General features: G+C 74.0%; 13 protein-coding genes. 9 read left to right on the forward strand and 4 right to left on the reverse strand.

The window, feature by feature from the left end:
- The coding region (locus PKY62_RS09485) for an ATP-binding cassette domain-containing protein (protein WP_324536467.1) at positions 1–1,212 on the forward strand (1,212 nt) is incomplete at its 5' end.
- Positions 1,213–1,240: 28 nt separating this feature from the next.
- On the opposite strand, the gene lysE is transcribed toward PKY62_RS09485, so the two are convergent.
- The gene (gene lysE / locus PKY62_RS09490) at positions 1,241–1,876 is read right to left on the reverse strand and encodes an L-lysine exporter (protein WP_324536479.1); all 636 of its coding nucleotides are present in this window, start codon (positions 1,874–1,876) and stop codon (positions 1,241–1,243) included.
- Between the two features lie 57 nt (positions 1,877–1,933).
- On the opposite strand from lysE, the gene PKY62_RS09495 reads away from it, so the two are divergent.
- From PKY62_RS09495 to PKY62_RS09520, 6 genes are all read left to right on the forward strand, one after another.
- Entirely contained in the window at positions 1,934–2,905 is a 972-nt protein-coding gene (locus tag PKY62_RS09495; protein WP_324536468.1) for a LysR family transcriptional regulator ArgP, read from the forward strand.
- Positions 2,906–3,103: 198 nt separating this feature from the next.
- A complete protein-coding gene (gene rplM / locus PKY62_RS09500) occupies positions 3,104–3,547 on the forward strand; it encodes a 50S ribosomal protein L13 (protein WP_324536469.1) in 444 nt (147 codons plus the stop codon).
- Positions 3,548–3,594: 47 nt separating this feature from the next.
- A complete protein-coding gene (rpsI, locus tag PKY62_RS09505; RefSeq protein WP_324536470.1) occupies positions 3,595–4,074 on the forward strand; it encodes a 30S ribosomal protein S9 in 480 nt (159 codons plus the stop codon).
- 115 nt (positions 4,075–4,189) lie between these two features.
- Complete coding sequence (gene glmM / locus PKY62_RS09510; protein ID WP_324536471.1) at positions 4,190–5,554, forward strand: phosphoglucosamine mutase; 1,365 nt, start codon at positions 4,190–4,192, stop codon at positions 5,552–5,554.
- Position 5,555: 1 nt separating this feature from the next.
- Positions 5,556–6,200: a peptide deformylase gene (locus tag PKY62_RS09515; RefSeq protein WP_324536472.1), complete on the forward strand. Its 645-nt coding sequence runs from the start codon at positions 5,556–5,558 to the stop codon at positions 6,198–6,200.
- 204 nt (positions 6,201–6,404) lie between these two features.
- The gene (locus PKY62_RS09520) at positions 6,405–7,085 is read left to right on the forward strand and encodes a DedA family protein (RefSeq protein ID WP_324536473.1); all 681 of its coding nucleotides are present in this window, start codon (positions 6,405–6,407) and stop codon (positions 7,083–7,085) included.
- Between the two features lie 34 nt (positions 7,086–7,119).
- Here the strand turns inward: PKY62_RS09520 and coaA are convergent, their stop codons facing one another.
- Positions 7,120–8,073, reverse strand: a complete 954-nt coding sequence (gene coaA / locus PKY62_RS09525) for a type I pantothenate kinase (RefSeq protein ID WP_324536474.1) — start codon at positions 8,071–8,073, stop codon at positions 7,120–7,122.
- A gap of 85 nt (positions 8,074–8,158) precedes the next feature.
- Here coaA and glmS point away from each other — a divergent pair, with 85 nt between their 5' ends.
- Together glmS and PKY62_RS09535 are read left to right on the forward strand one after the other, a co-directional pair.
- Positions 8,159–10,018 carry a glutamine--fructose-6-phosphate transaminase (isomerizing) gene (gene glmS / locus PKY62_RS09530; protein WP_324536475.1) on the forward strand — a complete coding sequence of 620 codons (1,860 nt, stop codon included), beginning with the start codon at positions 8,159–8,161 and terminating at the stop codon, positions 10,016–10,018.
- Between the two features lie 51 nt (positions 10,019–10,069).
- The gene (locus PKY62_RS09535) at positions 10,070–10,423 is read left to right on the forward strand and encodes a holo-ACP synthase (RefSeq protein WP_324536476.1); all 354 of its coding nucleotides are present in this window, start codon (positions 10,070–10,072) and stop codon (positions 10,421–10,423) included.
- 11 nt (positions 10,424–10,434) lie between these two features.
- On the opposite strand, the gene PKY62_RS09540 is transcribed toward PKY62_RS09535, so the two are convergent.
- A complete protein-coding gene (locus tag PKY62_RS09540; protein WP_324536477.1) occupies positions 10,435–11,421 on the reverse strand; it encodes an LLM class F420-dependent oxidoreductase in 987 nt (328 codons plus the stop codon).
- 104 nt (positions 11,422–11,525) lie between these two features.
- A partial coding sequence (locus tag PKY62_RS09545; RefSeq protein WP_324536478.1) for a vitamin B12 dependent-methionine synthase activation domain-containing protein occupies positions 11,526–13,102 on the reverse strand: 1,577 nt, incomplete at its 5' end.

A 13,102-nucleotide genomic window follows, 5' to 3' on the forward strand; every position in this document is an offset into this window, starting at 1 on the left:
CGCACGCTGTCCGGGGGCGAGCAGAAGCGGCTCGTGCTCGAGGCGCTGCTGCGCGGCCCCGACGAGGTGCTGCTGCTCGACGAGCCCGACAACTACCTCGACGTGCCCACCAAGCGGTGGCTCGAGGACCAGCTGGCGGCCTCGCCCAAGACGGTGCTCTACGTGAGCCACGACCGCGAGCTGCTGTCGCGCACGGCCACCCGTGTGGCGAGCCTCGAGCCGACGGCGGCCGGCTCCGTGCTGTGGGTGCACCCGGGCGGGTTCGCGAGCTTCGGCCAGGCGCGCGACGACCGGCGCTCGCGGCTGGAGGAGCTCACCCGGCGGTGGGAGGAGGAGCGCGCCAAGCTGCGAGAGCTGGTCCTGACGCTCAAGACCAAGTCGGCGTTCAACGACGGCCTCGCCTCGCGCTACCAGGCGGCCCAGACGCGCCTGCGCAAGTTCGAGGAGGCCGGCCCGCCGCCGGAGATGGCCCGCGAGCAGGACGTCCGGGTGCGCCTCGTCGGCGGCCGCACGGCCAAGCGCGCCGTCGTCGCCGAGCGCCTCGAGCTCACCGGGCTCATGGCGCCGTTCGACCTCGAGGTCTGGTTCGGCGAGCGGGTGGCGGTGCTGGGCTCCAACGGCTCGGGCAAGTCGCACTTCCTGCGGCTGCTCGCCGCCGGGGGCAGCGACCCGGACCGCGAGCACGCGCCGGTCCTCGAGGACGGCTCGCACCCCGTCCCGCCCGTGCGCCACACCGGCAAGGTCGCGCTCGGCTCGCGCGTGCGGCCCGGCTGGTTCGCTCAGAACGACACCCATCCCGAGCTCGCCGACCGCACGCTGCTGCAGATCCTGCACCGCGGCGAGGGCAGCCGCGACGGGATGGGCCGCGAGCAGGCGAGCAAGGCGCTCGACCGGTACGAGCTCGTCGCGGCGGCGGAGCAGACCTACGGCACGCTGTCCGGCGGCCAGCAGGCGCGCATGCAGATCCTGCTGCTCGAGCTGGGCGGGGCCACCCTCCTGCTGCTCGACGAGCCGACGGACAACCTCGACCTGCACTCGGCCGAGGCCCTCGAGCGCGGGCTGGCCGCCTTCGAGGGCACCGTGATGGCCGTGACCCACGACCGGTGGTTCGCGCGCGGGTTCGACCGGTTCCTGCTCTTCGGCTCCGACGGCGCCGTCGTGGAGACCCCGGGGCCCGTGTGGGACGTGGCGCGGGTGGAGCGCGCGCGCTGAGACCCGCCCGGGCCGCGTGCGCCGCGGCTCACAGGAGCAGCGAGAGCGCTATCGCCGCCATGACGACGGCGACGAGGAGGTCGAGCACCTGCCAGGCGCGCGGCCGGGCGAAGAGCGGGGCCAGGCGCCGCGCGCCGAAGCCGAGCGCGGTGAACCAGACCACGCTCGCCGCGACGGCACCGGCGCCGAACAGCCAGCGACCCTCGTCGCCGTACTGGCTGGACAGACCGCCGAGCAGCACGACCGTGTCGAGGTACACGTGCGGGTTGAGGAAGGTCAGGCCCAGGGTCGTGAGCACCACCGGACCGAGCCGGGCCGGCGCCCGATCGGCCGGGTCGAGGTGCTCGGGCCGGCGCGCCCGGCGCAGGGCGCCGACGGCCAGGACGAGCAGGAAGGTCGCGCCGGCCCAGCGCACCACGTCGAGCGCGACGGGCGAGCCGCCCACGAGGGCACCGAGGCCGGCGACGCCGGCGGCGATGAGCAGCGCGTCGGCGAGGGCGCAGACGGCGACGACGGCCGCGACGTGCTCGCGTCGGATGCCCTGGCGCAGCACGAACGCGTTCTGCGCCCCGATCGCGACGATGAGCGAGAGCCCTGCGCCGAAGCCGGCCAGGGCGGTCAGGGCGGGTGCCGTGGTCAGTACCGTCACGGCGGTCGCTGCCATCGGTGCGGTCGGGGTCACGGCTCGAGGCTAGGGACCCGCATCGCTGAAGGCCAGTTCATGATTTTCACCAACCATGAAATACTCTTCATCATGGAGCTCGACCGTGCCCAGCTCGCCGCGCTCGCGGCCGTCGTCGACGCCGGCTCGTTCGAGGCCGCCGCCCAGCGGCTGCACCTGACGCCGTCCGCGGTGAGCCAGCGGATCAAGGCGCTCGAGCAGCGCACCGGCCAGGTGGTGGTGCGGCGCGCGCGGCCGTGCCGGGCCACCGGCGCCGGCGAGGTGCTGGTCCGGCTCGCGGGGCAGCTCGCCCTGCTCGAGCGCGAGGCCGGGGCGCTGCTGCGCGGCCCGGGCGACGGCGGCCCGGTGACGGTGACCGTCGCGGTCAACGCCGACTCGCTGGACTCGTGGTTCGCCGCGGCGCTGACGGGTCTGCCCGCCGGCGTGCTGGTGGACCTGCGCCGGGCCGACCAGGACCGCTCGGCCGACCTGTTGCGCGACGGCACCGCGATGGCGGCCGTCACGGCGGACGGGCGCGCCGTCCAGGGCTGCCGGGTGCGCCCGCTCGGCGCGATGCGCTACCTCGCCGTCGCGGCGCCGTCTGCCCGGTGGTTCGCCGACGGGGTGGACGGCGCGACCCTCGCCGCGGCGCCCCAGGTGGCGTTCGACCGGCACGACGCGCTGCAGGCGACCTTCGCGCGGGCGCTCGGTGCGCGCGGCCCGGCACCGGTCCACCACGTCCCGTCCCAGGAGGCGTTCGTCGCCGTCGTGCGCGCCGGCCTGGGCTGGGGGATGGTGCCGTCGACGGCGGCGCAGGGGCTGCTCGACGCGGGGGAGCTCGCCGAGGTGCTGCCCGGCCGGCACCTCGACGTGCCGCTGTTCTGGCAGCACTGGAAGGTCGAGGCGCCCACCCTGCTGGACCTCACGGCGCGGGTCGTCGCAGCGGCCGGCGCGGCGCTCCAGCCGGCGCACGTCCGGGGGTCCGTCGCGGGGGTCGTCGCGGGTGTCGGGACGGGGTCTGCGGTGGGCTGAGCGAGGGCCGCAGCACCGCGTTTTGACCCTCCCGCCGCCGGGCAGGTACTCTGGGATGTCGTTGTGCGTCCCCGTCGTGCCCTCACGAGCCGCGTCAGACGCCGACGCCCGACCTCATCGGGGCCCATCGGAGCTCGCAAGAGCGCCGCCCGGGCACCGATGCACCTCATTCAGCGATACGAGACGAAGGCTACGACCGTGCGCACGTACACCCCGAAGCCCGGCGACGTCGAGCGGACCTGGCACGTCATCGACGCGACCGACGTCGTGCTCGGTCGCCTGGCCACCCAGATCGCCATCCTGCTGCGCGGCAAGCACAAGGCCACGTTCGCCCCGCACGTCGACGGAGGTGACTTCGTCATCGTCATCAACGCCGACAAGGTCGCCCTGACCGGCAACAAGCGTGAGCAGAAGATGGCCTACCGCCACTCCGGCTACCCGGGCGGCCTGCGCGCCGTCCCGTACTCGGAGCTGCTCGCCAAGCGGCCCGACCGCGCCGTGGAGAAGGCCGTCCGCGGCATGCTCCCCAAGAGCTCGCTCGCCCGCACGCAGCTGAGCAAGCTCAAGGTGTACTCGGGCTCCGAGCACCCGCACTCGGCCCAGCAGCCGAAGCCCTTCGAGATCACCCAGGTCGCCCAGTAGGCCCCGGCCTGCTGGCAGACACCCCATACGGACGCGAGGACACACACGTGGCTGAGACCACCGTCGACGTCGAGGACGAGACGCCCACGAGCTACACCTCCGAGACCGCTGCCCCCACGGGTCGCGGCCAGAGCCTGACCGCCCCCGCCAACGCGCTGGGCCGGCGCAAGGAGGCGGTCGCCCGCGTGCGCCTCGTGCCCGGCACCGGCCAGTGGAAGGTCAACGGCCGCACCCTGGAGGACTACTTCCCCAACAAGGTGCACCAGCAGCTGGTCAACTCCCCGTTCGCCCTGGTGGACGTCGAGGGTCGCTTCGACGTCGTCGCCCGGATCAACGGTGGCGGGGTCTCCGGCCAGGCCGGCGCGCTCCGCCTGGGCATCGCCCGTGCGCTCAACGAGATCGACGCCGAGCACAACCGCCCGGCACTGAAGAAGGCCGGCTTCCTCACCCGCGACGCCCGCGTCGTCGAGCGCAAGAAGGCCGGTCTGAAGAAGGCGCGCAAGGCCCCGCAGTACTCCAAGCGCTGACATCCGTCCGTCCGACGGCCCCGATGGTCTCCATCGGGGCCGTCGGCCGTCTCGGGCCAAGGCGCCACGCGCCGCGACGGGATGTGGCACTGTCGTGCCACGACGAGGAGGTCTGATGGGCCGGTTGTTCGGAACTGACGGGGTGCGCGGTCTCGCGAACCGGGACGTCACGGCGGAGCTCGCCCTCGACCTGTCGGTCGCCGCGGCGCACGTGCTCGGGGCCTCTGGCGCGTTCGAGGGCCACCGGCCGCGCGCCGTCGTCGGCCGCGACCCCCGCGCGTCGGGGGAGTTCCTCTCCGCGGCCGTGGCGGCGGGCCTGGCCAGCGCGGGGGTGGACGTGCTGGACGTCGGCGTGCTGCCGACGCCCGGAGTGGCGCACCTCACGGGCGCGCTGGGCGTCGACCTGGGCGTCATGCTCTCCGCCTCGCACAACCCGATGCCCGACAACGGGATCAAGTTCTTCACGCGCGGCGGTCACAAGCTGCCCGACGACGTCGAGGACGCCATCGAGCAGCGGATGGGCGAGCCGTGGGACCGGCCGACCGGGGCCGAGGTCGGCCGGATCACCCAGGACACGGCTCGCGGCGCCGCGGCCTACGTCGAGCACCTCGTCGCGAGCCTGCCGGGCAACGGCACCGCCGGCACCCTGCAGGGGCTGCGGATCGCCGTGGACTGCGCCAACGGGGCCGCCAGCACCGTCGGTCCGGCTGCGCTGCGCGCGGCGGGCGCCGACGTCGTGGTCATCAACGCCTCGCCGGACGGCCGCAACATCAACGAGAAGTGCGGCTCCACGCACCCCGAGCAGCTCCAGGCCGCCGTCGTGGCCGCCGGTGCCGACCTGGGCGCCGCGTTCGACGGCGACGCCGACCGCTGCCTCGCCGTGGACGCGCAGGGCACGCTCGTGGACGGCGACCAGATCATGGGCATCCTCGCCGTGGCCCTGCGCGAGCGTGGCGAGCTAGCGTCCGACACCCTCGTCACCACGGTGATGAGCAACCTCGGCCTCCAGCTCGCGATGGCGGACGCCGGCATCCGGACCGTGCAGACGGGCGTCGGGGACCGCTACGTGCTCGAGGCGATGCGCGCCGGCGGCTACACGCTCGGCGGCGAGCAGTCCGGCCACCTCATCCTCTCCCGGCACGCCACCACGGGTGACGGCACCCTCACGGCGATCCAGCTCGCGGCGCGCGTCGCGGCCACCGGTCGTTCGCTGGCCGACCTCGCCGCCGCGGTCCGGCGCCTGCCGCAGGTGCTCGTCAACGTCTCCGGCGTGGACCGCACGCGTGCGGCCACGGACGAGGGCGTGCTCGCGGCCGTCGCCGAGGCCGAGGCCGGCCTGGGGCGCACCGGACGGGTGCTCCTGCGACCCTCGGGCACCGAGCCGCTGGTGCGGGTCATGGTGGAGGCGGCCGAGCAGGCCGAGGCCGACCGCGTCGCGCACCGGCTGGCCGACGTCGTGCGGCAGCGCCTGGCCCTGTGACGTGACCGGCACCCCGCTGCGGCCGTCCCTGCGGGAGCAGGTCGAGCTGCTGCTCGCCGGCCCGCGACCGCTGGCGATCCTCCAGGCCGGGCACCCCGTGCTGCGCACCCCGGCGGCGCCCTACGACGGCGAGCTGGCCGGCGGGCAGCTCGCGGCGCTCGTCGAGGCGATGCGCCTGACGATGCACGCGGCGCCAGGGGTGGGCCTGGCCGCACCGCAGATCGGGCTCGGCGTCGCCATCGCCGTGCTGGAGGACCCGTGGGTGCTCGACGACGAGGCCGCGCTCGCCCGTGAGCGTGCCTCGGTCCCGTTCCGGGTGATCGTCAACCCGCGGTACGAGCCGGTGGGCACGGAGCGGGTCGCGTTCTACGAGGGGTGCCTCTCGGTGCCCGGCTGGCAGGCCGTGACGGCTCGGTGGCGCTCCGTGCGGCTCACGGGGACGGACGAGCTCGGCCGGGCCGTGGACGAGGTCCTCACCGGCTGGCCGGCGCGGATCGTGCAGCACGAGACCGACCACCTCGCCGGGCGCCTGTACGTCGACGTCGCGCAGATGCGCTCGCTCGTCGCGCCGGGGGAGGCCCTGCGCTGGTCGCGTGACGCCACGCCCGAAGCGGCGGCCGCCGCGCTGGGCTTCCCGCTGCCGTAGCCCGTCCACCCGCCGGTCCCCCTCCCGGCGGAGCGCGACCGCGTCGGGGTCCGCCGTCCGGGGGACGCCCCACGTCCGGGCATCGGCGAGGATGGTCCGGTCGGGGTCGCATGGGGGTGATCCCCGATGTGCCGGGGTGGTCCGGCCGCCCTAGCGTTGACCCGTCGGCCGAGCGGCCGTGCGACCGAGCAGATCTGAGGACACGTGGTCGAGGAGTGGGTCGTCGCGCTGGCGGGGTCGCCGTGGGTGTTCGTCGCGCTCTACGTCTTCGCGACCATCGACGGGTTCTTCCCGCCCATCCCCAGCGAGTCGGTCATCATCGCGCTGGCGTCCCTCGCGGTGTCCACGGGCGAGCCCAACTTCTACGTCCTCGGCGCGGTCGCGGCGGCCGGTGCCTTCACCGGCGACCAGATCGCGTACTCGATCGGGCGCAGGCTCACCGTCCGAGACCTGCGGATCATGCGCGGGGCCCGCCAGCAGCGCGCGCTGGGCTGGGCCGAGCGCGCACTGGCCGAGCGCGGCGCGGCGTTCATCATCGCCGCGCGCTACATCCCCGTGGGGCGCGTGGCGGTCAACATGACCGCCGGGGCCGTGCGGTTCCACCGGCCGCGGTTCACCCTGCTCGCCGTCATCGCGGCCATCACGTGGTCGATCTACTCCGTGATGCTGGGCATCGGCGCGGGCATCTGGCTCGGCGAGCACCCGCTCCTGGCCGTCGGGGTGGGGGTGGCCGGCGGCCTGCTGCTCGGGATGATCATCGACCCGGTGCTCAGCTGGGTGGCCGAGCGCCGCTTCGGCGGCAGGGACACGGCCGCTGCGCCCGCTGCGCCCTCGCTACCGGAGAACCCCGTCGACCCGGCGGCCTCGCCCAGCACCCCGGCCTGAGGTCGCGCGACGGTCGTCGGCCGGGGGCGGGGTCCTACAGCTTGCGCAGCCGCACGCGCTCGACGGCGTGGTCGGGGCCCTTGCGCAGCACGAGCGTCGCCCTGCCCCGGGTGGGTGCGATGTTCTGCACGAGGTTGGGTGCGTTGATGGTGTCCCAGATGTGCTCGGCACGGGCGCGTGCCGCGTCGTCGTCGAGCCCTGCGTACCGGTGGAAGAAGGAGTCGGGCCGGGCGAAGGCCGTCGTGCGGAACTCGAGGAACCGGTCGACGTACCACTGGCGCACGTCCCGGTTGCGGGCGTCGACGTAGATCGAGAAGTCGAAGAAGTCGCTCACGGCCAGGCTGGACCCGCCGACGGTGGTCGCGCGCGCCGGCTGCAGCACGTTGAGCCCCTCGACGATGAGCACGTCGGGGCGGCGCACGACGACGGCCTCACCGGGCACGATGTCGTAGGACAGGTGCGAGTAGACGGGCGCCCTGACCTCGCGGCGGCCCGCCTTGATCGCGGCGAGGAAGCGCAGCAGGGCGCGGCGGTCGTAGGACTCGGGGAACCCCTTGCGCTCCATGAGCCCGCGGCGCTCGAGCTCGGCGTTGGGGTGCAGGAACCCGTCCGTGGTGATGAGCTCGACGTGCGGGGTCTCCGGCCAGCGTGCCATGAGCTCGCGCAGCACGCGGGCGGTCGTCGACTTGCCCACCGCGACCGAGCCGGCGATGCCGATGACGTAGGGCGTGCGCTCGGCCGCCTCGCCGAGGAACGTCGAGGACGCGGCGTGCAGCCCGCGTGTGGCCGAGACGTAGAGGTTGAGCAGGCGCGAGAGCGGGCGGTAGACGGCGTCCACCTCGGCCAGGTCGATGGGGTCGCCCAGACCGCGCAGGCGCTCGACGTCGTGGTCGGTGAGCGGCAGCGGCGTCGACGCCGAGAGCCGGCTCCAGGCCTGACGGTCGAGGTCGACGTAGGGCGTCGACGGCGCTGTCTCGTGCGGTGCCACGGTGTGCAGTCTGCCGGATCGGCGGGGGTGGCGGAGCCACGTCGGCCCGGCGGGCGGCGGGCGGCGCCGGTCTACACTCGCCCCCATGTGCGGAATCGTCGGGTACGTCGGAGGTCAGCAGCCGGGCGGTCGCCCGCTCGAGGTCGTACTGGGGGGTCTGGCCCGGCTCGAGTACCGCGGCTACGACTCGGCCGGCGTCGCCCTCGTGACCCCCCACGGCCTGGCGACGGCCAAGAAGGCCGGCAAGCTGGTGAACCTCACCGACGAGGTCGCCGCGCACCCGATGGCGCCCTCGACCGCCGGCATCGGGCACACCCGTTGGGCGACCCACGGTGCGCCCAACGACGTCAACGCCCACCCGCACCTGTCGGCGGACGGGCGCCTCGCCGTCATCCACAACGGGATCGTGGAGAACTTCGCGACGCTGCGGGCCGGGCTCGCGGCCGCCGGGGTGACCATGCTCAGCGAGACGGACACCGAGGTGGTCGCCCACCTGCTCGGGGCCGCCTACGACGACTGCGGCAACCTCACCGAGGCGATGCGGACCGTCGCGCGGCGCCTGCACGGCACGTTCACCCTGCTGGCCGTGCACGCGGACGCGCCGGACACCGTCGTCGGCACGCGGCACGACTCGCCGCTGGTGGTCGGGCTCGGGGTGGGGGAGAACTTCCTCGGCTCGGACGTCGCGGCCTTCATCGCGCACACCCGTGAGGCGATGGAGCTCGGCCAGGACCAGGTCGTGACGATCACGCCGGGCAGCGTCGACGTGGTCGACTTCGACGGGAACGTCGTCACGCCGCGCACCTTCACCGTCGACTGGGACGCCGCCGCCGCGGAGAAGGGCGGCTACGCGTCCTTCATGGACAAGGAGATCCACGACCAGCCGCACGCCGTTGCCGACACGCTGCTGGGTCGGACCGACCCGTCGGGGCGCCTCATCCTCGACGAGGTGCGCGTGGACGAGGCCGTGCTGCGGCAGATCGACAAGATCATCGTCATCGCGTGCGGCACGGCCGCGTACGCGGGTCAGGTCGCCAAGTACGCGATCGAGCACTGGTGCCGGATCCCGGTGGAGGTCGAGCTCGCCCACGAGTTCCGCTACCGCGACCCGGTGGTCAACTCCAAGACCCTCGTCGTGGCCGTCAGCCAGTCCGGCGAGACGATGGACACGCTCATGGCCGTGCGGCACGCGCGCGAGCAGGGCGCCACGGTGCTGGCGATCGTCAACACGCACGGCTCGACCATCCCGCGCGAGTCCGACGCCGTGCTCTACACGCACGCCGGCCCCGAGGTCGCGGTGGCGTCCACCAAGGCCTTCCTGGCCCAGATCACCGCGGCGTACCTGCTGGGCCTGTACCTGGCCCAGCTGCGCGGCACCAAGTTCCCCGACGAGATCGCCGAGATCCTGGAGGACCTGCGCGAGATCCCGGACAAGGTCCAGGCCGTCATCGACGGCGCCGAGCACGTGCGGCAGGTCGCCCGCTCCATGGTCGACGTCACCTCGGTGCTCTTCCTCGGCCGCCACGTCGGCTTCCCGGTGGCGATGGAGGGCGCGCTCAAGCTCAAGGAGCTCGCCTACATCCACGCCGAGGGCTTCGCCGCCGGTGAGCTCAAGCACGGGCCGATCGCGCTCATCGAGGAGGGGCAGGCCGCCTTCGTCATCGTCCCGTCACCGCGTGGCCGCGACTCGCTGCACTCCAAGGTGATCTCCAACATCCAGGAGATCCGGGCCCGCGGGGCGCGGACCCTCGTCATCGCGGAGGAGGGCGACACGGACGTGCTGCCCTTCGCCGACGAGGTCTTCTTCGTCCCGCAGACCCCGGTGCTGCTGGCGCCGCTCGTCTCGGTGGTGCCGCTGCAGATCTTCGCGATGGAGCTCGCCACGGCCAAGGGGCTCGACGTCGACCAGCCGCGCAACCTGGCCAAGTCCGTCACGGTCGAGTAGGGCCGCCGCGTGATGGTGGCGTGCGGTGGTCTGTGACGGCGGGGTGACCCCGTGATCGTCGGGGTGGGGATCGACGTCGTCGACGTCGCACGGTTCATGGCGACCCTGGAGCGCGCGCCCGGCCTGCGCGAGAAGCTCTTCACGCCCGCGGAGCGCGACCTGCCCGCCTCCTCGCTCGCGGCACGGTTCGCCGCCAAGGAGGCCATCGCCAAGGCGCTCGGCGCCCCCGGGACGATGAGCTGGCAGGACGCGACCGTCCACCGCGTCGTCGGCGGGCCGCCCGAGGTCGAGATCAGCGGGACGGTCGCGGCGCGCGCCGCCGAGCTGGGCGTCGCACGGCTGCACCTGTCGATCTCGCACGACGCGGGGATCGCCTCGGCGATGGTGGTCGCGGAGCGGGACTGAGGGAGGGCTGCTCAGCCGCGCAGGGCCGGGATGACCTCGCGCTCGAAGAGCTCGATGCCGGAGCGGTCGTAGGCGGCCTCGGCGAAGTACGTGATCGCGTAGGTCATGCCGATCGCCTCGAGCGCACGCAGGCGCTCGACGATCTGCTCGGGCGTGCCGACGAGCGGCCCGGTGCGGAAGTCCTCGACCGTGCTGTCCACCTTCTCCGGCACGACGGGCCGGTAGTGAGCGTCGATCCAGGCGAGGCGCGCGTCGACCTCGGCCTGGTCGCGGCCGATGACGACGTTGTAGTTGGCCGAGCGCGTGATCTCGCCGAAGTCGCGGCCCAGGTCACGGCAGTGCCCCTCGAGCACCGACGACTTGTGCGCGAACCCCTCGAGCGTCCCGACGAAGTTGGTGTAGTGCGCCGAGCGGGCCGCGATCCGCAGCGTCTTGCGCTCGCCGCCGCCGGCGATCCAGAACGGGATGCCGCCAGCCTGCAGCGGCCGCGGGTGCACCCTGGCGCCGTCGACCTGGTAGAACCTGCCGTCCAGCGTGGCCTCGCCGGTGCGCCAGGCCTGCTCCATGATCTGCACGCCCTCGTCGAGGGCTGCGATCCGGTCCCCTGCCCCCGGGAAGCCGTACCCGTAGGCGCGCCACTCGTGCTCGTACCAGCCGGCCCCGATGCCCATCTCGACCCGGCCGCCGGAGATGACGTCGACCGTCGCCGCGACCTTCGCGAGGTAGGCGGGGTTGCGGTAGGCCATGCACGTGCACATCTGCCCCAGACGCACGCGCGAGGTGCTCGCGGCGAAGGCGGCCATGAGGGTCCACGCCTCGTGGGTGGCCTCGGTGGTGGGCGCCGGGACGGTGTGGAAGTGGTCGTAGACCCAGATCGACTCCCAGTCGCCGGCGTCGGCGTGCCGGGCGAGGCCGTTCATGGCGGCCCACTGGTCCGCGGGGTCGATGCCGACGAGGTCGAGCCGCCAGCCCTGGGGGATGAAGAGTCCGAAGCGCATGGACCCAACCTACGCGCCCTCGTCGCCGACTTCTGGAACGGATCAGGGCCCCGGGGTCGCGGATCGGTTCCAGGACCGCAGGGGCGGGTGCGGGGGAGCGGGGGTCAGTCCCCGGCCGGGTCGTACGCGAGGTTCGGGGCGAGCCAGTGCTCGGCCGTGGCCAGGTCCCAGCCCTTGCGCGCGGCGTAGTCGACCACCTGGTCGCGGCCGATCCGGCCCAGCGCGAAGTACCGCGCGTCGGGGTGGGCGAGGTAGAGGCCCGCGACCGCGGACGGCGGGGTCATCGCGTACGACTCGGTGAGCCCCAGACCCACCTCGCCCGCGTCGAGCAGCGCGAAGAGCGTGCCCTTCTCCGTGTGGTCGGGCTGCGCCGGGTAGCCCGCCGCGGGGCGGATCCCCTGGTAGCGCTCCTTGACGAGGTCGTGGACGTCGAGCGCCTCGTCGGGCGCGTAGCCCCAGATCTCGGTCCGCACCAGCCGGTGCAGCCACTCGGCGAAGGCCTCCGCGAGGCGGTCGGCGAGGGCCTTGACGAGGATCGCCGTGTAGTCGTCCCCGGCCAGCTCGTGCGTCGCCGCGAGCGCCTCGGCGCCGTGGATGGCGACGGCGAAACCGCCGAGGTGGTCCCCCGCCGGGGCGAGGTGGTCGGCGAGCGCCGTGAGGTCCCCGGCGCGCTCGCGCTGCTGGCGCAGCGTGTGCAGCACGGCGAGGGGCTGCGCCGGGCCCACGGGCGGCGCGACCGCGTGCACCTCGATGTCGTCGCCGACGCGGCGCGCGGGCCACACGGCGCACACCCCGCGCGCGGTGAGCAGACCCTCGTCGATCACCTGGGCGAGCAGGGCCTGGGCGTCGGCGAAGAGCATCCGGGCCTGCTCGCCCTGGCGCGGGTCGGCCAGGATCGCCGGGTAGGTGCCGCGCAGCTCCCAGCTGGTGAACAGGGGGGTCCAGTCGATGACCTCGGCGAGCTCGGCGATCGACGGCGTGACGATGTGCCGGCCGGGCCGCAGCGGAGCCGGCACGGTGGGCGGGGCCAGCCGGGTGGCGCGCGCGCGGGCGTCGTCCAGCGGGACGAGCACGTGGTCCCGGTCGCGGTGCCGGGCGCGCAGGGCGGCGTAGTCGGCCTCGACCCGGGCGGCGATCTCCGCCGGCCGGGCGAGCAGGTCCGCGACGACGCCGACGGCGCGGCTCGCGTCCACGACGTGCACGACCGTGTGCGCGTACGCCGGGTCGATCTTCACGGCGGTGTGCGCGCGGCTGGTCGTCGCGCCGCCGACGATGAGCGGCGTGGTCAACCCGCGGCGCGTCATCTCGGTGGCCAGGGCCACCATCTCGTGCAGCGACGGCGTGATGAGGCCCGAGACGCCGATGACGTCGGCGTCGAGCTCCTCCGCCGCCGCGAGGATCTTCTCCGCCGGGACCATGACCCCCAGGTCGTGGACGACGTAGCCGTTGCAGCCCAGCACCACGCCGACGATGTTCTTGCCGATGTCGTGGACGTCACCCTTGACCGTCGCCATGACCACGGTGCCCTTGCCGCGGGCCCCGACCAGGCCGGCGGCCTCGGCCGCGGCCTTCTCGGCCTCGAGGTACGGCGTCAGGTGCGCCACGGCGGCCTTCATGACGCGCGCGGACTTGACCACCTGGGGCAGGAACATCTTGCCCGCGCCGAACAGGTCGCCGACCA

It is taken from the genome of Actinotalea sp. (assembly GCF_035443605.1).
GTDB lineage: Bacteria > Actinomycetota > Actinomycetes > Actinomycetales > Cellulomonadaceae > Actinotalea.